This window comes from Bradyrhizobium sp. CCBAU 11361 (genome assembly GCF_028128935.1).
GTDB classification, from domain to species: Bacteria; Pseudomonadota; Alphaproteobacteria; order Rhizobiales; family Xanthobacteraceae; genus Bradyrhizobium; species Bradyrhizobium niftali.
In genome coordinates, this window is sequence record NZ_LBJZ01000024.1 from 1 (window position 1) to 19,196 (window position 19,196).

The 19,196-nt window shown below is 60.8% G+C and carries 15 protein-coding genes; 5 read left to right on the forward strand and 10 right to left on the reverse strand.

What is annotated here, in order from left to right; all coding sequences use genetic code 11:
* Positions 1–123: 123 nt before the first annotated feature.
* From XI08_RS07835 to XI08_RS07845, 3 genes are all read right to left on the reverse strand, one after another.
* Positions 124–651, reverse strand: a complete 528-nt coding sequence (locus tag XI08_RS07835; RefSeq protein ID WP_271574006.1) for a hypothetical protein — start codon at positions 649–651, stop codon at positions 124–126.
* Positions 652–1,335: 684 nt separating this feature from the next.
* Positions 1,336–1,647, reverse strand: a complete 312-nt coding sequence (locus XI08_RS07840; protein ID WP_271574007.1) for a hypothetical protein — start codon at positions 1,645–1,647, stop codon at positions 1,336–1,338.
* Between the two features lie 95 nt (positions 1,648–1,742).
* Positions 1,743–2,045: a hypothetical protein gene (locus XI08_RS07845; protein WP_271574008.1), complete on the reverse strand. Its 303-nt coding sequence runs from the start codon at positions 2,043–2,045 to the stop codon at positions 1,743–1,745.
* 1,360 nt (positions 2,046–3,405) lie between these two features.
* On the opposite strand from XI08_RS07845, the gene XI08_RS07850 reads away from it, so the two are divergent.
* From XI08_RS07850 to XI08_RS07865, 4 genes are all read left to right on the forward strand, one after another.
* A complete protein-coding gene (locus XI08_RS07850) occupies positions 3,406–4,845 on the forward strand; it encodes a hypothetical protein (protein ID WP_271574009.1) in 1,440 nt (479 codons plus the stop codon).
* A 242-nt stretch (positions 4,846–5,087) separates the two neighbouring features.
* Positions 5,088–5,546, forward strand: coding sequence for a hypothetical protein (locus tag XI08_RS07855; RefSeq protein ID WP_027549458.1), 459 nt, complete (start codon positions 5,088–5,090; stop codon positions 5,544–5,546).
* A gap of 140 nt (positions 5,547–5,686) precedes the next feature.
* A complete protein-coding gene (locus tag XI08_RS07860) occupies positions 5,687–7,423 on the forward strand; it encodes a type I secretion system permease/ATPase (protein ID WP_271574010.1) in 1,737 nt (578 codons plus the stop codon).
* A gap of 116 nt (positions 7,424–7,539) precedes the next feature.
* Positions 7,540–8,892, forward strand: a complete 1,353-nt coding sequence (locus XI08_RS07865) for an HlyD family type I secretion periplasmic adaptor subunit (RefSeq protein ID WP_271574011.1) — start codon at positions 7,540–7,542, stop codon at positions 8,890–8,892.
* Positions 8,893–9,037: 145 nt separating this feature from the next.
* On the opposite strand, the gene XI08_RS07870 is transcribed toward XI08_RS07865, so the two are convergent.
* The 7 genes from XI08_RS07870 to XI08_RS07900 all read right to left on the reverse strand — a co-directional run bounded on the left by XI08_RS07870 (position 9,038) and on the right by XI08_RS07900 (position 18,376).
* Positions 9,038–9,823, reverse strand: coding sequence for a response regulator transcription factor (locus XI08_RS07870; protein WP_049824052.1), 786 nt, complete (start codon positions 9,821–9,823; stop codon positions 9,038–9,040).
* Positions 9,824–10,036: 213 nt separating this feature from the next.
* Complete coding sequence (locus tag XI08_RS07875; protein WP_271574012.1) at positions 10,037–10,315, reverse strand: hypothetical protein; 279 nt, start codon at positions 10,313–10,315, stop codon at positions 10,037–10,039.
* Positions 10,316–11,125: 810 nt separating this feature from the next.
* Positions 11,126–12,709 (reverse strand): adenylate/guanylate cyclase domain-containing protein, encoded by a 1,584-nt coding sequence (locus XI08_RS07880; RefSeq protein WP_271574013.1) that lies wholly within the window; start codon positions 12,707–12,709, stop codon positions 11,126–11,128.
* Positions 12,706–15,129: a response regulator gene (locus XI08_RS07885; protein ID WP_271574014.1), complete on the reverse strand. Its 2,424-nt coding sequence runs from the start codon at positions 15,127–15,129 to the stop codon at positions 12,706–12,708. The genes XI08_RS07880 and XI08_RS07885 overlap by 4 nt, the downstream gene beginning before the upstream one ends.
* A 95-nt stretch (positions 15,130–15,224) precedes the next feature.
* Positions 15,225–16,364: an FIST signal transduction protein gene (locus XI08_RS07890; protein ID WP_271574015.1), complete on the reverse strand. Its 1,140-nt coding sequence runs from the start codon at positions 16,362–16,364 to the stop codon at positions 15,225–15,227.
* Between the two features lie 253 nt (positions 16,365–16,617).
* Positions 16,618–17,001: a response regulator gene (locus tag XI08_RS07895; protein WP_271574016.1), complete on the reverse strand. Its 384-nt coding sequence runs from the start codon at positions 16,999–17,001 to the stop codon at positions 16,618–16,620.
* A 502-nt stretch (positions 17,002–17,503) separates the two neighbouring features.
* Positions 17,504–18,376, reverse strand: coding sequence for a LysR family transcriptional regulator (locus XI08_RS07900; RefSeq protein WP_271574017.1), 873 nt, complete (start codon positions 18,374–18,376; stop codon positions 17,504–17,506).
* Between the two features lie 152 nt (positions 18,377–18,528).
* On the opposite strand from XI08_RS07900, the gene XI08_RS07905 reads away from it, so the two are divergent.
* Positions 18,529–19,182 (forward strand): hydrolase, encoded by a 654-nt coding sequence (locus tag XI08_RS07905; protein ID WP_271574018.1) that lies wholly within the window; start codon positions 18,529–18,531, stop codon positions 19,180–19,182.
* Positions 19,183–19,196 lie beyond the last annotated feature (14 nt).

Genomic DNA, 19,196 nt, shown 5'->3' on the forward strand with positions numbered 1-19,196 from the left:
CTCGGACCTCACGGCGGGGGAATAGAACTTCTGCAATACCTCTGAAAGCAGACGCCAACCGGCGACTAGGCGAGAGACGGTGGTAGCGACGGCCCGGGGTTCCACCGCGCCGCCTGTATGGTGCTACAAGGGTGCGTACTCGATGCGTCCCATCGCTCTCACCGTGGCCAACAGAGTTTTGTCGTGGAGGTCTGACGTATCTTCGGGCTCTAGAACTCCGGTGGCTTCTCGAATCTGGCGGAAAGTGGCTAGACCTTGATCCTGTGCGCTTTCGTCGGCGGACATTAGTTTGAAGGAGTGTGAAAACTCCTTGCCCTCGTGATCGCCGTCCTCAATCCGGAACTTGATTTGAAGTTCGGATTCTTGCGTCCAGCCGCCTCCGGTCACATCGGTACCGACAATATTGACAGTATGGCGCCCGACCGGCGTTTTCGGTGATAGGCCCGACTTGCCGGACTCTTTGGACTTGTCGGTCTTACGTAGGCTGTTCTCTCTTGCGCGGGCTATCGCCGCCTCCTTTGGGTTTTCATATGGCTCCGGCAAGTCTTCAAGGTATCGCTCTTCGGCAAGCCAAGTGTGCAGGTGCTTCCACCATTTCTTTTCGGTAGCCGTTTGCTGGTAATGCGAAGCCCAAGCAGCGGCTTGCGTCACAAGGGTGGCGTGGAGTGCTGGCGACGGCGCCAACGCTCTGTACGCGGCCTGTGCCTTAGACCGATGGTGCTTCCGAGGATAGGCGGCCCAGAGCTCTTCGAAACCGCCGGGGTCCCGTGCCGTCCCCGCCGTGGTGGCCTATAGGCCACCCACGGGCGGCGGCGAAGCCGCGGCATGGGTATGTTCAATTCTGCTTACCTTAAGCGAGCTTGTAAGCTCGTTAAGTAAGCAGGATTCGGTATTGTCTACAGGACCGCTAGACACGCTAGCGGTATCGCCCACGGGACCGGCAGAGGTATGTCTATAGGACCGCTAGTAGCGGTATCCTCTACAGGACCTCTAGCGGTTATGGTGGCGAAGTCGAAGTTCAGGCCATACTCGGTCGGGCGAGTGCCGATGCCTAGCCGCTTGATGCTGATAGCTCCTTGGTCGGTGATGCGGCGCAGTGACTCAATAATGTTGGTTCGGGTCGCTCCGGTTGCCAATTCCAAGTAGCGAAGGCTAGCGCGAGCGACACCGTACTTGCCAAAATAGCGATCGATGACATGACTCGTGATCTTGTGATCCAAACGGGTGGCCCACGGCGCGTCAATAACCGCGCGTAGCAACTTGTATTGACTTAACAGAGAACCGGGAGCTGCGACCGGCGTTGCGCCAGTTGGTGATTGCTTCATCTGTTGGCGATCAACCGCGCGTCAGATTCGAGCGCAAGTTCTCCAGCCATGCCGTAAAGTCGGTAGGGTATGTACGAAATCCAACATCGCGATTCGTCTCGGAAATCGCTGCTAAGCAGGATTGGTCGGTCAGCAACGGTGCTAGCTTTGACCAATCTTCGTCCGAGACGGAAATTTGAGTTTCCAATTTTCTGAGACGCTGAGCTGCAGCGGCGTTGCGCTGATCATGCTTATAGCGGCTCGCGTTGCTATCGCGCCACCTTGCGGAAGTTTGGATTTGGTCAGAGAGTGCAGCGCTAAAATTTGTCTTGTTGTGGAACATAAGCACTTTCATTGTGAATAATGAGACGACAAATCGCGGGAGCGTCTCGTTGATGGAAACGCCCGCCGCAAATTAGCGACGGGCCGACATCGTAATTAGGTCTGCACTTCCGACGCGAGCATCGCGAAGTAAGCATCGAAGTCAGGTACGGACTTCAGGCCGGCAATGATGTCTGCGTTCAGATGCATCACTGCCAACTGCAGCTTAGGTGCGAATGGCTCGTACAGCGGCGCGATGCGCGGCCAGTAGCCATCGGACACGTTATCGCCCGCGGTCCGCACAATCTGATCAAGGCGGCCGGCTGTCGCCGTGTTGGTTGGATTGGCGGCAAGTAGCTTTACGGAGGCGGCCGTGAGGGTAGATTTAAGGTATGTAATAAAATCAAGTTTGTTGCTCATGTCTTCTTCTGTTGGTGGTGCGCACGAAAAAGCCGCTCGTGGCGGTGCGGTATTCTTAAGGATGAAAATGAAAGAGGCCGCCTCAGTTGGGCGGCCTCTTACTGCTAGCTTTTCGGTGTCGACTATTTCCGACGCCGCCGATCCTGTCGGCTCGCTCGGATTTCACCACGTATCGTCACTATAAGCGCGACGAGCGAGGTTATTACACCGAGCACCCCCGTGAGGGCCGTGATGGTATCTGTTAGCACTAGTCATCGCTCCAGCACCCCGCGGCCAGTACGATCAAGTAGCATCTAAACTGTCTTCGCAGCTGGGCTGCATGATGGCTGAGTCGGTGTAAACCCGCCACCGGAGGACTACGGCTTCCGCCCCATGGCTACGCAGCCCAACCAATCAATATCCAATACTACGGCGCAACCAAACGAGAACGAACGCGATCAATCCTCATCAAAATTCTTCAGCGTTTTCAGTATCCTTCGGGCACCCCTTCCCGCTCATAACGGTCTGGTTGCAGGTTCGAGTCCTGCCGGGCCCACCAAGAATATCAGTGACTTGCTTGGTCTTCGTTGCCCGCACCGCGACGACTGCACCAGAAACCGCACCAGATACGTCCACTTTTCGTTCGTGCGTAAGTTCGCGCATCGCAAATCCACTCGATGGCGCTAGACCGACTTAGGGTGAATGTAATCGTCGCCCACTCATCGGGTGGAGATGCTCCGACAGAGCCACTGGTAGCAAATACGCGCACCTCGCGAAAACCTACAAGATGAGGCGTCGGGCGTTCGAGTCAGGAGACCGCTACCGCCTTTCCCCACACGACGCAAATCTGCGATATTTCCTCCGATCGTCCGCCTATCCTTGCGTCCCAAGCTCGGGCAAGTCGCCAACTTGAAGAGCACGCCGTAACGGCCGAGCCGACCATCCCAAAACTGACTCTGCGTTGATTTTTCTTGATCTCCCAGTGCACACGACACCGACTACCTCCGACAGTTAGGACTTTTCCTAAGGTTAGATCGGTCCGCTCGTCTCAATTTGCCGCCCCACCTCGTGCATAGCTTGGTCGAGTACCCGGAACCCCGGTAGATTTCCTCGCGCGCATTCTTCTGCGCGTCATAGATCCTGATCTGGAGCATGGGAAAACACTTCTTTAGTTTTTCTCCACCTGCCCTGGCGCAGTTACGAATTCCGCGCCAGCAAAGGCTGTAACCGCACCCGAACGGATGTAGCCGATGTTACGGGTGCCAGACGAAGCGCCATATCCGAACTGACGACTGGGCTTTCGACCTTCCCGGGATGACATTCTGTCTGGAGTGCAGAACCCGTCCGATTGCATGGAGCGATTGCGATGAGGGAGGCCACGATGGATTTTTCGCGAATGTCGGATGGAATCCGGCTGCATCACGCCTCTCATCGGCACGATGGGTACGATGGTGACGACGAAGCGGGTCCGGCACCGAACGCCCCGTTCCTGACCGACGCGGTCGGCGGTAGCGCCCTGGTCCATGGTCCCGGCCCGTTTGCAGGTCAATTTGCAGGTCCTGGATCGCACCCCGCGAGCGCGAATACCCAGCACAATGACTCCGACCCGATTCAATCAAAACATCTCACATCGGGGGTCGACACGGGCGGCCACGCCGGCAACCACGCTACGGCGGGTTTGGATGTTTCGTCCACTACGCCCGCTTCCGGCGCATCACATCCCGGGAGGGGCGTCGCTTCGGTCGAGAGTGGGGCGAACACGTCCGGGAATGGCGGGGATGGCTACTTTTACGGAAGTATCATTCACGCGTCCCTGTTGATCTATGAACCGATCAACATCTCAATGAGCCTGGGATACGGCTCGGTCGCCCTGGCCAACCAGTCCAACAATTTGAATGTCGATCAATCAGCCTTTCAGATGGCCGGCGTCGGGGGCCATGGTGGCAATTATAATGTTGTATCGGGAGGCAGCATCGGTACGTCCTTAGGCGCCGGCGTGATCGCGAGCGGAGACAACGGCGCCGGAAACGGTGGCAGCGGCTATTTCTCGGGTGCGATAGTGGACGCTCCCGTGGTGATCTATCATCCGATCAATATTGCGGTGGCGGCCTCCGGCGGCACTGCGCATGCAAGCCAATCGAACACGGTCGACATCGATCAGTCGGCCACTCAGATCGCGGGTGTCGGCGGAAGTGGCGGAAGTGGCAATGTGGCCGCCGGCGGCAGCGTCATGACGCTCGACCCCAGTTGGGGATCAAGCAACGGAGGGGGCGTCCCGGATATTCAGACCGGCGGAAGCCAGGCCGGCAATGGCGGCGACGGCGCGTTCTACGGCGGGCTCGTCCATACTTCGTTCGTCCTGTACGACCCGATCAACATCGCAGTCGCGGGCTATGGCTCCAACGTTCATTCGGTCCAGACAAACGACGCCTACGTGGATCAATCCATCGTTCAGATCGTCGGCATTGGCGGGCACGGTGGCAACGCCAACGTCGCGGCGGGCGGCCATGCAAGCCTTCTTTCCCATAGCCTGTGGGACGGCTCCGACACGATCGCGACCGGTTCAAACGGCGCAGGAAATGGCGGCAACGGATATTTTGCCGGCAGCCTGATCGATGTCAGCGTCGCGATCTATGCACCCATTAATATCGCGATCGCGGGCCCCCATTCGACAGCCGTAGCCGATCAGGTCAACAACGTGCACATCGACCAGAGTGCGGTCCAGATCGCCGGACTTGGCGGGGACGGTGGCAACGGCAATCTCGCACTGGGTGGCGATCTCTCCGCCCATCTTCTGTCGGATCTTCACCTGATGGGATAGCGGCACATCGTGCCCCTATCACAAACCCGATCGCGAGCTGCGTCGATGCTCTGCAGGCCTTCCCGGATGTTTCGAACTCCGATGCGGCGCAATGAATGTCGTACTTTCGTACATAGGTCGACCAAGCCGGATGGTGTCCGTTTTGACATCTATCGCCATCGCGCGTGGGCGGATCAGACTTGCCGCGCGCGTCCGCCTGATCGGGATGGATGATGCACGAAAGCCAACAGAGGGAGGCACACATGATGCCCAAAGCGATCAACATCTCGGACTCGATCGAATTCAAATCGATCAGCACCGGTGGTCAGAACGTCGGAAATGGCGGCGACGGCACCTTCAAGGGAGCCATCATCAGCAAGCCGACGCTCAACTTCGATCCAACCAACAAGGCGGTCGGTGCCGACGTGCACGTGAACACCGGCGATCACGTCAAACAGACGGCTGATTGGGATGCGGGCGGCGCCAACGCAAAGGCCTCGTGGTTTTCGAAGGCCCATGGCGGAGACGCCGAGTCGAACGGAAGCCAGAAGTCCTACAGCGGCTACGATACCTCCAAGGTATACGCCAATACAGATGCCACCCAGATCAACAAGGTCGCGGTGGATCAGCACCAGGAGGTCGTGGCCGGCATCGGCGGAAATGGCGGAGACGGCAACGCCGCGCTGGGCGGAGAAGTGAGCTTCCATCTCGATACGTTCTGACCACCGGCTCGTCCGGCTGCCAGGACCGGTGGCCGCTGCCACCGGTCCTGAAGTTCGAGCCAATACCCTGCTGACCCGTTGGCAGATGGCGTTGGCCATCAGTCAAGTACGCCGGACCTCACTTTCAGGCGGTGACGATCATGCTGATGCCGCCCATTCGGTTGCCTATCCTGCCGCAGATCGGGACGCCACTGCACGCGGCCCTCCGGTCCTGCGCTGGACCGCTCGGTCTCGTATTCGCGTATAGCTGCAGCTACAATCTGCTTCTGTTTGCGCCTTCCATCTATCTTCTTCAGATCTACGACCGGGTGTTGTCGAGCCGGAGTGGCGATACGTTGCTGCTGCTCACGCTCATTGTCGCGATCACGGTGGTCGTCGGCGGCGTGTTCGATGCATTGCGGCGCGCCGTCCTTGGACGCCTTGGCGCATGGCTCGACGATCGCCTTCGTCCTTGCGTGCTTACGGCCGGCCTCGAATCAGCGCTTCGCAGCGATTGGACGCGGGCGTCGGGCGCGTATCGGGATCTCACCGTGCTGCGCCAGTTCGTCGAGTCCGGCGTATGTCCGATGCTGTTCGACGCGCTCTGGGCGCCCTTGTTCCTCCTTGTGCTCTTTCTGATCCATCCCCTGCTTGGCGTGGTGGGCGCCTGCTGCGTCGCCTTCCTGTTCGCGCTCACGGTTGCCGGAGAGCTGGTCACGGAAGACGTTCTGCTCAGATCCGGCGCAGCGCTATCCAGAAGCTGCGGCCGCCTCCAGACTGCAGCAAGCAACATCCACATGATCCGCGCCATGGGAATGCTCGATAGCGCTGCGCGCATGATCCACCGTGACGCGCAGCACGCCCGCAGAGAGCACGATGTGGCACTCCGGCGAGGCGAGATCGTCTCACTGGCTGCCAAGCCGGTTCGCGCGCTGTCGCAGGTCCTGATCATGGGGGCTGCCGCATGGCTCGTCCTCGATCACGGGAAGAGTCCGGCAATCATCTTTGCTTCAACGCTGATGTTCAGCCGGGCGCTCGCGCCGGTCGAAAGTGCGGTCGCAGGCTGGAAATCGCTCGTGACGGCCGTGAGCGCTTGTCAGCGGCTCGGCGCACTTCTCGCCGCATTCCCCGTCGCCCGGCAGCAGAGCCCGGAGGTTTCCCCGCTGCAGGCGCGAAGCGGCCTCGTCGTCGACAATGTTGACGTGAGGCTTGCGGGGACCAACCATCTGCTCCTGAACGGCGTCTCGTTCAGCCTCATGCCCGGAGAATGCCTTGGCATCATCGGTCCGTCCGGGTCAGGCAAGTCCTTGCTCGGCCAGGTGATCGCCGGGCTGTCGATGCCAACGCATGGCCGTGTCGTCCTCGACAATACCGACGTCTCGCTGTTTCGCGAGGGCCTAAAAGGCGACCGCCTCGGATATCTCCCCCAGGACATCAACCTCCTCGGCGACACGATCAACGACATCATCGCACGCCTTGACGATGCCGATCGGCGGAAGGTCATCGAAGCGGCCAAGCTCGTCGGTATCCATGGGGCGATCATGCGCTTGCCGCTGGGTTACGACACGGTGGTTCAGAGTGAAGCAACCTTCTCGCGCGGGTATCGGCAGCGCCTCGGTCTTGCCCGCGCCTTTTTTGGCAGTCCACGCCTCATCGTTCTCGACGAACCCAACGCCAGCCTCGACTACGGGGGCGAGCGAATGCTCCTGGATGCCATCGAGCGCATGAAGCTCGCAGGCGTCATCCTTGTCGTCATCACTCACCGGATGGGTCTTCTCGCCGCTACGGACAAGATTGCCATCATGGAGGACGGTGCGGTCGCCGCGTTCGGCGACCGCGAGGACATCTTTGAACGGCACCTGAGCCGACCCCAGGTTACTTCACAGATAGCGCCATGATTTGGAATTCTCTCACCATCTGGAAACTTCCCGCCGTCTCGAGACTTCCCATGATCAGGGACCAGCTCGTGCGAGCGCCGGCGAGCCCCCCGCCCGCTCGGCGATTTGGCGTCGTGGTGACCGCAATCGACGATTTCGAGCCTCTGGAATTTCCATGGTGCTCGACGCCCACGCCGACCTCTCCGCGCGGAAGGCTTCGCGGCATCACCGTCGCGGGCAATCTGCTGGTGCTCTGCTTCATGCTGGGGCTTGGTACATGGGCGAGCCTCGCGCCTCTCGAGAGCGCCGCGATCGCGTCTGGCGTCCTGGAATCGGAATCGAGCCGCAAGACGATCCAGCATCTGGAAGGCGGTATCGTCAGGAAGATCCTGGTTTCGGATGGCGATATCGTGCGCAGCGGCCAAACGCTGATCGCGCTGGACGACACCCGGGCCGGCTCGGAGATGCAAAGCCTCCAAGGTCAATTTTGGGATGCTGCTGCTCGTGCCGCACGGCTTCAAGCCGAGCAGCAGAGATTCGAGAGGATCGCAATCCCGGACGCGCTGGAACAGGACAGCAGGCAGAACGGAGTGGCCGCCGCTGCGGTGTCGGCGCAGCAGTTCATTTTTCAGGCACGCATGCAGGTTCACGAGTCGCAGCTTGCGGTCATTCGCGAACGAAGGCATCAAGTCGAGAAGGAGATCGAAGGTCTCAAGGCTCAGGAAACCGCCACCGGGCAGCGGGTCGACATCGTTCGGGAGGAACTGGATATGGTCGCGACCCTCGTCAACAAGGGGCTCGAACGGCGGCCGCGGCTTCTGAACCTGCAGCGGGAGCTGGCCGACGTCGAGGGCCGCCGCGGCGAGATCGCCGCGCAGATTGCCCGCGCCGGGCAGGTCATCAGCGAACAGCAGGCCACATTGTTCAAGCTCGAGAGCGAGAGGCAGAACGAGATCGCACAGTCGCTTCGTGAAGCACAGAACCAGATATTCCAGCTCCGCGAGCGGTTGCTTGCGGCCAGGGATCAGCTATCGCGAACGGAGGTCAAGGCGCCCGAGGACGGCGTGATAACCGATCTGCGGGTTCATACAGCCGGCGGTGTCATCGGAGCAGGTGCTCCGCTCATGGACCTAGTGCCCCGGCAAGACCGTCTCATCGTAACCGCGCGCCTGAGGCCCGAGGACATCGATGTGGTTCATCCCGGCCTCAGTGCCGAGGTTCACCTGGTACCGTACAATCAGCGTCGCGTGCCTCGCCTGAAGGGAACCGTCGTGCACGTATCCGCAGACCGGCTCCTCGACAAGCGTACCGACCAGCCATACTACGCGACAAAGATCCGGATCGACGATGGGCAGATCGCGGCAAACGACATCCAGATCGTCCCCGGCATGCCGGTTCAAGTGTTCATCACGACCGGGCGAGGCACCGTGGCTCTCTACGCGCTCAGGCCCCTGCTCGACAGCTTCCGTGGTGCATTCAGAGAGGACTAAAGCGCGATGAGATTGGGATGAATCGTCATCGCGCTTTAGGTTGTTGTTGGAGCATGATCTCCACGCAAACGCGTTCCGCGTTTGTCGCGAGGGAGAACCGCTGCGCACCTTGCGCTAACGCGGCCCTCCGGGTCCGGATCATGCTTTAGGTCTCCGGCATTAGAGCCGCACCGGGGTCGTGATCGCGACTCTGCGCGGGCAACCGGCCGCGCCAGCGGAGGACGGCTTCCGTGCGATTGTGCGCAGCACATTTCCTCATGATATGCTGAATGTGCATTTTGACTGTGCTTTCCGAGAGGCCCAATTTGGCGGCGATCAGCTTGTTGGGCAGGCCGAGCTCCAGTTCCGCCAGAACCTGTTGCTCACGAGGCGTGAGATCGGTCACGCTCCTCCTGTCGATAGCCACTCTGGCTCCCTCGTTAATCAGATATGCGGGCACAAGCCCGCGCGCATCCGGTGGCTCGAAATCCGGTATCCTGTTCATCCCGGCCACGGGCAACGGCCTGTAGGCGCCGCCGACAAGAACAAGGCGCAGGCCAGCTATGGCGATCTCGATCGGTAGCGAGGTGGAAAGAAAGCCGCGCACGCCCCGCTGCATCGCGGCCTGCACGGTCGGTTCGTCGTCATGGTTTGAGAGGACAACAGTGGCGGCGTTGGGACAACACTCCGCAACGAAGGCGAGATCGTCCTCAACCGAGGGATCGCCGATGGGCTTGTCCGCGATACTCAGCATCACCAGACGAACATCGCGGGCTGACGTGCAGTCCAGGCCTTGGACCGTTGCCATGTCAAGGATCTCAAGTTCGTCCAACTCCCTCCTGAGGACGTGCAGAATGCATGTACGAGGCAACACGAGCGGCTCGATGATCACCAGAACCGGCAAGTGAAGCGATTCATTGAGCCGCTTTGACGTGTTGATTATGTCGTGCATGATGCCCTCGAGATGAAAAGAATTTCCGCTATATTCCCATTCCGTATTGCGTCTCCCGTGCTGCTGCGTTCATCCTGAATGCATCATCACGAGAGCGGCGCAGTGCCGCCGTTAGTGCCGCATCCACTGCGGGATCACTTGACACCTGGGTGGAAATTCTTTCCGCTCAAATCATTTTGGCGTGTACCGCGCGGTGGCGCAGTCGACGCATCCCTAATTGCAGATATTTCGATACGCCGTTGAGGCCGCCGACCCTGACCTACCGTCGACGACGTATGCTTCATCCTCCTTCACGAGATACAGAAACGGCCTCTCTCCAGTCTCGCCGCCTGTCGCGATTCTTCCTTTCACGCGCCCGCAAATCGTATCCACGCGGCGTCCAAGCATGTTCTTTCGCATTGCGCGCTTCACGTCGCTGAGTTCGACCGTTTCTGGGTCCCCCATCTGCGTCGCGATCGCAACCTTCGCCTTGTCCAGAGCAGGATCCGACATTTCCGCGGTCCGTTCGGGTGCCGGGACGCTGATCCTCGTCCGCGGGGACGCCGCTTTGGCAAGATCGGTCGATCCGCGTTTCTTCGGAGTTGATGTCTTGCCGGGCCTTGCCTGCGTTGCGGAATTCGATCTGACAACCGCAGGCTCTGGCGCCAACGCAGTCGGCATCGGCTGCGCGGTTTGGGCGACAGCGCCCCTGTCGAAACAGGGTCGTGATGCGCACCCGAGGAAATACCCCCGGGACGGCGCGAACCAGCCAAAGCCGATCAGGACTCCTGCCAGCACTCCGACAAATAGCAGTCCCATCCGATTCCCCTCCTCGGGAGCTCGGCTCGCACTCGTAACTAGGACTAATTCCGCGCTGGTGATCTATCTGTTGCGCAAAAGCATTAAGCGCCCATTAAGCGCGCGCCGTTGTCCGGCCCATGCCTCGATGGACGGATTAGATCGGACTCCAGACCCGTGCCGCGATGATCGCAGAAGGCCAATCGTGAAAGCAATCATGGCCGATTTGGTCCGCTCTCGGACTATTCTGCAACTTGCGAGTTCGTCCGAAGGTTTGCACCACCAAACGCTGTCGATCGCCGACTTAGGGCCTTCAGGCAAGTTTCGGAGCACGCACCAGCTTCGTACCAGAACCGGCGTAAACGAAACGCAACGAAAGCACTTGGACCCGAACAAAACCGCAGGAGATCAACGGAGCTGACCAATCTTCGGCCGCTCATAACGGTCTGGTTGCAGGTTCGAGTCCTGCCGGGCCCACCACGCTTCGCCCTTCCTCGGACTACGCGTGGCGCAGCCACGCCGAGCCTAAATCCGGCTCAAGAAAAAAGTCTCCAATTTGCCCTTGCCCTTCACGTCAATGCTGCCGCGTGGCTCCAGCGCGAAGCGACCGACGAGGTGGCGGGCGATATCCCGGGACACATGGATTCGATTGGGCAGAGAGTAGGCCTCGAGCCGGCTGGCGACATTTACGGTATCGCCCCACACGTCGTAGATGAAGCGGTGTGCGCCGATGATGCCGGCAACCACGGGGCCCGAATGTATGCCGATCCGGATTTGCAACGGCCAGCCGAAATGGCTGTTGACGCGTCCCAGTCGATCGATCATGCCAAGTGCCATTTTCGCGATCGCTGCGATCGCATCGGGGTTCGGATCGGGCAAACCGGCGACGGCCATGTAGGCGTCGCCGATGGTCTTGATCTTCTCGACACCGAGCTCACGGGCAAGCGCGTCGAATTCCGAGAACAACCGGTTCAAGTACTCGACCATCGCTGCAGGCGTGACCCGTGACGAATGCTCGGTGAAGCCCACCAGATCGGCGAACAGAACGCTCACACCCTCGAAGCGGTCGGCAATCATGGCTTCGCCGTGGTTCAGACGGCCAATCACCTGTCTTGGCAGGATTGTCAGCAGCAGCCGCTCAAACTTGGCGGTCTCCTCCTCGATGCGGCGAAGATACTTCTGCTCGCGGTCGCGCCAGCGCTTCTTGTGCAAGCAAGCATTGATCCGCGCGCGCAGCAGGATCGGATCAAACGGCTTCGGCAGATAGTCCTCGGCCCCGGCCTCGATGCAGCGGACGGCGCTCTCGGTCTCCGCCAAGGCCGTGATCATGATCACCGGAATGCGGCGCAGCCGCTCATCCGCCTTCATGCGCACCAGCACATCAAGCCCGTTGATATCGGGCATCATCAAATCGAGCAGGACGAGGTCGAACTCATCGTTGGCGAGCGCCTGCAGCGCCTGCTGGCCGCCGGCCACCGAAGAGACGCGATGGCCGTCGCGGGTCAGTCGGCGCGACAGGAGGTCGCGATTGGCCTCGATATCGTCCACGACGAGAATAGAACCGGTTTCGGTGGCAGCATACTGCCGGACCGGCCCGAGGCTGCGCATCAGGTCGCTAACCATTACCGCGCCGGTCTGATCGGGAGCCAGGCTCGTCTCCTCGGCATCAACCGAGAATCGCACGATGCGATCGAGGCGCAGCAACAGGTCGGTGGCCGCAGCCAGCAGGCGATCGAAATCCGCCCGCAGGGAGTCGCTTGAGAAACTGGCTGCATCCTCGCGCAGCATCTCACCATAGCCCTTGATCGCGTTGAGCGGCGTGCGCAGCTCGTGACGAATATCCTGTTCTTGCGTGGTGGCCGCTGAGCCGGGCGGGCTCTTGGCGCGATCGCCGTCCATCAGCCGGTCGACCTTGCCGGCGAGATCCCGGGCTGCGCCGAGGATACGGTTCATATCGGGGAGGATGTCCGAGCGCCCGTTCCGGGACGCCTCTTCGTGCAGGATCTCTGCGTAGCCGAGCAAGGCGTTGACCGGGGACTGCAGTTCCTGGCGAAGATGGGCAAGCTGAATGCGCCAAGCGCGCGCGCTGTCGGTGTCAATGATACTCATGGCCGATCCGCGCGCGCGCGCCGGGCGTGCAGGGGTACCAGTTCGTCAAGCGCCGCCAGCACGGCCTTGCCGCTGTATTCGCCCTTGTGCACCAAATGCTGTACCTGGCCGTTGAGGCGCGAGCGATCCTCAACGGTCAGCGTCTTTGCGGTGACGACGATGACCGGGATGCTCCGCCAGCGGGACTCGGCTCGCACCCGTGCGATGAACTCGAACCCGTCCATCTCCGGCATCATCAGATCGAGCAGAATTGCATCGGGTGAAGCCTCATTCAAACGCTCAAGACCAATCCGACCATTCTCTGCTTGCGTCACCATGCAATCGATCTGCCGCAAGGCGCGCCCCATCAGCTCGCTGGCCGACGCGTCATCCTCGACTATCAGCACGTGTCGCGGCGCGCCCCTTGGGCAGCACTTTTCCACCGCGCTGACCAGTCTGTCGCGATCAATCGGCTTGACCAGGTAATCGGCGGCACCGAGCGAGAAGCCAATGCCCTGGTTGTCGACGATCGTGACCATGATCACAGGAATTTTCGCGAGTACCGCATCTTCTTTCATGGCGCTGAGCACGGCCCAGCCATCCATCTGCGGCATCAGGGCGTCGAGCGTGACGACATCGGGGTGCAGCGTGCGGGCGAGTTGCATCGCCTCCTCGCCATTGGCAGCCACGCGAACGGCGTAACCGCCGCGCTGCAGGTGTCGGCGCAGCAGCTCACGCGCATTGGGATCATCGTCGACCACGAGAACGATCGGCGCATGCTCGGGCTCGGCAGCCTGCGGACCCTCGGAACGCTTGCCTGCCGCCGAGACTGTAGCGTCCGATGCAGCGCGTGTTACCGCCGGCAGACGAACTACAAACGCCGTCCCCTTGCCGGCTTCGCTCGTCAGCGTCACGTCGCCACCCATCAGCCGGCAGAAGCTCTTGGTGATGGCGAGGCCCAGCCCCGTACCACCATAGACGCGGGTCGTCGAGTCGTCCGCCTGAGTAAAGGCCTCGAACACCTTGGCCTGCTGATCTGGCGTCATGCCGATGCCGGTATCGCGCACCTGGAACTCGATCCATTCGCCAGCCGCATTCGTGTCACGCAGCGCGGTCAGCGTTATCGTCCCGTTCCGCGTGAACTTGCAGGCATTGCTGAGAAGGTTGAACAGGGTCTGCCGCACCTTGGTCAGATCGCTGTGGATCGTGCCGATCTCGTCAGCACAGTTCGCCACCAGAGCGTTGCCGGTCTTCTTGGCCAGCGGGGTGACGGTCGCCGCGACGCTATCGATCATGGGGCGGAGCTCGAAGGTCTCGAGATAGAGCGTCATCTTGCCAGCCTCGATCTTGGAAAGATCGAGGATGTTGTCGATCAGGCCGAGCAGATGCTTGCCGGCATCCTGAATCTTGCGCAGGTCCGCCATCTCCGATTCGCGGCCGGCGCTCTGGGCGTCCTCGAACAGGATCTCACTGTAACCGATGATCGCGTTCAAGGGTGTGCGCAGTTCATGACTCATGTTGGCTACGAAGTCCGACTTCGCGCGTGTCGCCTGCTCGCTCGCCCAGATCGCCTTGTGCAGCTCGCCTTCCATGCGCTTGCGGTCGCTGATGTCGGCGAGGCCGTTGATCATCGCCGGGCGCCCTTCGAACTCGACGCGCTGAGAAGCTATGAGCGCCCAGAACTCCTCGCCTCCAACCCGCTTGAGCAGCATCTCCATGCCCTCCACATGGCCGTGCTCGGTGAGCGCGCCGATGAAGCGCTCGCGATGTTGCGGGTCTGCGTAGAGGGTTTTCGCTTGCAGGCCCAGGGCAGACGAACCTTCGAGCTCGAACATCTCGCTGAAGCGCCGATTGGCATACCGGATGATCCCGTCATCAAAGGTTACGATCGCCACCGCCATAGGCGCGGCCTCGGCGATGACGCGCAGCCGCTGTTCGCTCTCTTGGATCGCCTGCTCCGCCTTCTTCACGTCGGTGATGTCGGTGTAGGTCGCCACGGTGCCGCCGTCATCGGTTTTGCGCTCGTTGATCTGGATCCAGCGCCCGTCGGAGCGGCGTTGCACATGCGTGCCCTTGGGATCGCGATGCTGAGCGAGGCGTTGCTCGATCCAGGCTTCGACGCGCCCCTCCGCGTCGCGGATCTCGCCGCTCGCGGTCGCGTTGCGGAGGATTGTCTCGAACGATACGCCCTGATTCACGACATTGATGCTGGCGGTGCCGTGCATGTCCCGGTACCGCTGGTTGTATATAACCAGCTTGTCGTCGGCATCGTAGAGCGAGAAACCCTCGGAGATGCTCTCGATCGCGTCGACCAACCGGCGCTGCGCCTCTGTTGCCTTGTCGCGTGCCTCCGACAGCTCCTTCGAGCTCAGCTCTTGCGAGCGCTCGACCATCGCCCGATCGCTATCGAAATCGGTGTATGCGGAATCGACGGCCGCCACGAAAGACTGCAGCGCAGCCGGTACTTCGCCCTCCACACCGAGGTGCTTTCTGAGCTGGCGTCGTAGCAGCCTGTGCATCTGTGCCCTGTGACCGTTCAGTCCTCGGCGAAAGTTGTAATTGTCATGGTTTGATTGTGCAGGCGGCAGTCGCCGCCATGCATGAAGGGGCAAAGCTCGCCGTAGGAGTAGAACCCGGAAATCTTCGCATCCGCCCCGAAGACATTTCGAATTGCTTCGATTTCTTCCTCGGTGCGCTGCTTCATCACGAGCTTACGACCGACGCAGCTCACCAGAATTGCAAGGTCCGGTCGCCTGCCGCCGAGCCCGCTGAGACTGGCGTTGGCGGCAGCGGTCGCGCCGTCGACCAGATCGTCGACATTGGTCTTCATCAACTGCGCCGTTCCGCCCTGTGGGATGTCGCCCGCGAACGTCATTGACTTTTTCTGCTCGTCCACAGACAGGACGGTTCGGACGACACCCTGGCCGCCCTTTGCCTCGGTAACCAGGATGGGAAAAAGCAAGGCAGAGCTTGGCAACTGGTCGGCGTGGGGGCCCAGGTACGATTTATAGAGATCGAGCGCCGAACGCTCATCCAGCTCATAGAGGATGTTGCCTTCGGCCCGTGTGATGGTGCGCAGGGGCCCAAATGCCTGCCAGCCGCCCATCGATCCGTAGCCAATGCGCAAATCGTCGCCATACAGACCGACCGCCGCCACGCGCTGAGGGCCAGCGCCACCGTCGGCAATGACCCAAGTCTCGGCGAAGTTGGTTCCATCTCCGGAAAGGCCGCCAGTGATCGACACGCCTTCCGAGACGCCGCTCGCGAGACCGCGCGCCAGGTCGGAGCCGTTGACGTGCAAGCCGTCCGAAAGCACGAACACGTGGCGCAACGAGGCGTCGTTCAACTGCTGCGCGAGCTCCTTGCCGACGTTGTAGCTTGCCTTTGCGTCACCAATCGTAGCGGAGGCGAACCGCAGTCGCGTATGTTCGAAGTCGACAAGGGTGGCACTCACAGAGTCGTCGACGACCACGTCGCCGAGAATCTCGCCGGAAGTCGAGCAACCAAGCATGGCGGCCCCTTTGAAGTGGTCGCGCAACTCGTCCACGAGGCTGCCTGCCTGCACCAACGACCTAGCACCGAAAACGAACACGACACTCTGACGTCCGACTTCGCCAGTTGGCAAATTCGGCCGCCACCCGTCACTTTTGGACCACTTGTACTGCGCTGTTTTCATGAGTCGTCTCCATCACAAAGACAAACTCTCCGCCCCGATCGGGCCTCTGCCCCGGTCAGGACGTCCGCCTGAGCAGGGTAGCTGATCGCCGGTGCCGGCGATGAAATTCGCAGGACTGCACCCACCGCCTGGCCAGAGTCCATCCCATCTGGAGCGCGGCGAGCGGCCATTTTGTGTGTTCTTACGCCGGCCGCAATATGGCGACGACAACCTCCTGAAGCCGTGTAGCTAGCTCGTCATCAGTCCGGAATTTCTAGCTCCTCCATTGTCCCGTAGCTGCGAGCAGCGTCTCGATCTTGCCCAACAGCCTCTGCAGCTCGATCGGTTTTGTGTCGTAGTCGTCACAGCCGGCCTTGAGGGCCTTGTCCCGGTCGGTCGCCATGGCGTGCGCCGTGAGCGCGATGATAGGGATCTTGCGCAGTTCGGGCGTCGCCTTGATCTGGCGCGTCGCCTCCCAACCGTCGATCACCGGTAGGCTCATGTCCATCAAAATGAGATCTGGCCTGTCGCTCGTCGCGATCGCGACGCCGCGCGCTCCGTCCTCGGCAAGGATGACCTCGTACCCACCGCGCACGAGGCGTCGCGAGAGCATATCGCGGTTCATCTCGTTGTCTTCGACCAGCAGGATCTTGGGCATCGCACCGCCTCGAGCCGGACTGTGAGCACCGCTTGCCGAGACTTCCAAATAGACGCCTGAAGAACAATTTAGCACCCAAGCCTACCTGTCGCATCACAAAAAATGGCGAGCAGTGGCGCCGACATTGAATTGAGGCGGGACGCGTGATCTGGGGCTGCGCCGACAGGTAGCTAACCACCTCTGCCACAAGGACGGCCGTGAGCCGGCGTTGCAGATGGTTGATGCGGGGTCATTTTCCCTTGTCCGCAAGGCGAGGTCGACAGCGCTCCGTACCGCGACGCAGCTCTTGCTGCTCGCTTACGGAGATCGACGCAATCACCGTTCCCACCAACCACCACGCGCACCGCACCAGTTTCGCACCAGAAACGACCGCGCCAAAATGCAACGAACGCGATCGAACCCGAACAAAGGCACAGCAAGATCAACGAAGCTGGTCGATATCCCGCCGCTCATAACGGTCTGGTTGCAGGTTCGAGCCCTGCCGGGCCCACCAGCAAATCAATCACTTGACCCGATCGCAATGCTCGATCAGCAATTCCGTGAGGACTCGGATCTTCCGCGCGGGATGCTGGCCTGGCGGGCGGATGACATAGGCACCCGCCGGAGGTGGTGGATGACGGGTCATGACTGAAACAAGCGCCCCCGATGCCAACAACTCATCAGTGAGGAAATCGGGGAGGTAGGCAATCCCGAGTCCTGCTGTTGCCGCGGCCACCAGAGCTGTGCCGTTGTCGGCCTTGAAGCGCCCCTGTGGACGAACCGTGATGATCTTGTCGCCGTCCATGAGCTGCCAAGTTTCGGTGCCCTGCATCAGAGCTTGATGGGCGATGAGTTCCTCGGGTGTCTCAGGCGACCCGTGCTCTTTGACGTAGCCAGGACTCGCAACGAGCTTGCCGTAGATCGGTCCGACGCGCTTGGCGATCAAATTCGAGTCTTGAAGATGGCCAATCCGAATCGCGCAGTCATAACCTCCTGCGATGAGATCGACGAACTGGTCACTGTAGCAGGTGTGGATTTGGAGCTGGGGATGTCGTCGCGCCATTTCCGCCATCACGGGAGCGAAGTAGTTCGAGCCGAACGACAGCGGCACAGCAACTCGCAAGCGTCCACGAAGCTCGCCGGCAGGCAGGATCGTCTCTTTGGCCACGTCGATTTCGGTGCAGACCCTCGCAGCATAGTCTCGGAACGTCGTCCCGGCTTCCGTTAGAGCGGCGCCACGGGTGGTTCGTGCAAGAAGCTGGACACCAAGTTCCGATTCAAGCCGCAAGAGCCGTCGACTGACGATCGACTTGGAGACGCCGAGCCGGAGCGCAGCAGGCGAAACTCCGCCAGCATCGGCAACTTCTACGAATGTCCGCAGCTCTTCGATGTCCACTTTGGCGTTCCTCATTTCGCGACACAGCTTGCCACGAAACGGTACTACCGCATCGAAGACGGGAACGGCAATAAGCCCTCCAGGTGGCGCCGCCTGTGGCGAGCGTCTCTCCAAAACCGATGCCGCATTCCACGGCAACAAAGGATGTCATGATGAAACTTCGCAACGGCCTTGCTTCGCTGCTTCGTCCCGAAGACTCAGTGCTCGTTCTGATCGACCACCAGCCCTACCAGCTCGCGAACGTGAACAGCCACGAACCGCAGATGGTGATCAACAACACGGCAGCTCTCGCGAAGGCAGCAAAGGCCTTCGGTGTCCCCACGATCCTGACGAGCGTGATTGCCGAGCGGGGTGGCCTCCTCTTCCCCCAGATCACCGAAGTGTTCCCCGGACAGGAGGTGATCGACCGGACGTTCATCAACACCTGGCAGGACCAGAAGGTGGTGGACGCGGTCAAGGCCACGGGTCGCAAGCAGCTGATCATCGCCGGTCTGTGGACCGAGATATGCGTCGCGATGCCGACGATCCAGGCCCTCGGCGAAGGCTGGGACGTCACTGTGGTCACAGATGCGTCCGGTGCCGTCTCGGTCGAGGCCCACGAGGTCGCCATCCAGCGCATGATTACCGCCGGCGCCAACATGATGACCTGGTTGGCAGTGGCGGCCGAATGGCAGCGCGACTGGGCCAGGGCCGACCAAGCCGTCAAGCTGACGGAGGTGATCCTGCAGCATGCCGGCGGGAGTGGCATCGCGTTCCTGTGGGAACAGCAGCTGCTCAACACACCGGTCCCGAAGAGCGCGGGCTGAGCTGAACCGGGTGA

Bases quoted from the DNA above. Each gene is read 5' to 3' on its own strand.
- XI08_RS07840 (WP_271574007.1), bottom strand. From the start codon at position 1,647: ATGTTCCACAACAAGACAAATTTTAGCGCTGCACTCTCTGACCAAATC.
- XI08_RS07845 (WP_271574008.1), bottom strand. From the start codon at position 2,045: ATGAGCAACAAACTTGATTTTATTACATACCTTAAATCTACCCTCACG.
- XI08_RS07850 (WP_271574009.1), top strand. From the start codon at position 3,406: ATGGATTTTTCGCGAATGTCGGATGGAATCCGGCTGCATCACGCCTCT.
- XI08_RS07855 (WP_027549458.1), top strand. From the start codon at position 5,088: ATGATGCCCAAAGCGATCAACATCTCGGACTCGATCGAATTCAAATCG.
- XI08_RS07860 (WP_271574010.1), top strand. From the start codon at position 5,687: ATGCTGATGCCGCCCATTCGGTTGCCTATCCTGCCGCAGATCGGGACG.
- XI08_RS07870 (WP_049824052.1), bottom strand. From the start codon at position 9,823: ATGCACGACATAATCAACACGTCAAAGCGGCTCAATGAATCGCTTCAC.
- XI08_RS07875 (WP_271574012.1), bottom strand. From the start codon at position 10,315: ATGTCGGATCCTGCTCTGGACAAGGCGAAGGTTGCGATCGCGACGCAG.
- XI08_RS07880 (WP_271574013.1), bottom strand. From the start codon at position 12,709: ATGAGTATCATTGACACCGACAGCGCGCGCGCTTGGCGCATTCAGCTT.
- XI08_RS07890 (WP_271574015.1), bottom strand. From the start codon at position 16,364: ATGAAAACAGCGCAGTACAAGTGGTCCAAAAGTGACGGGTGGCGGCCG.
- XI08_RS07895 (WP_271574016.1), bottom strand. From the start codon at position 17,001: ATGCCCAAGATCCTGCTGGTCGAAGACAACGAGATGAACCGCGATATG.
- XI08_RS07905 (WP_271574018.1), top strand. From the start codon at position 18,529: ATGAAACTTCGCAACGGCCTTGCTTCGCTGCTTCGTCCCGAAGACTCA.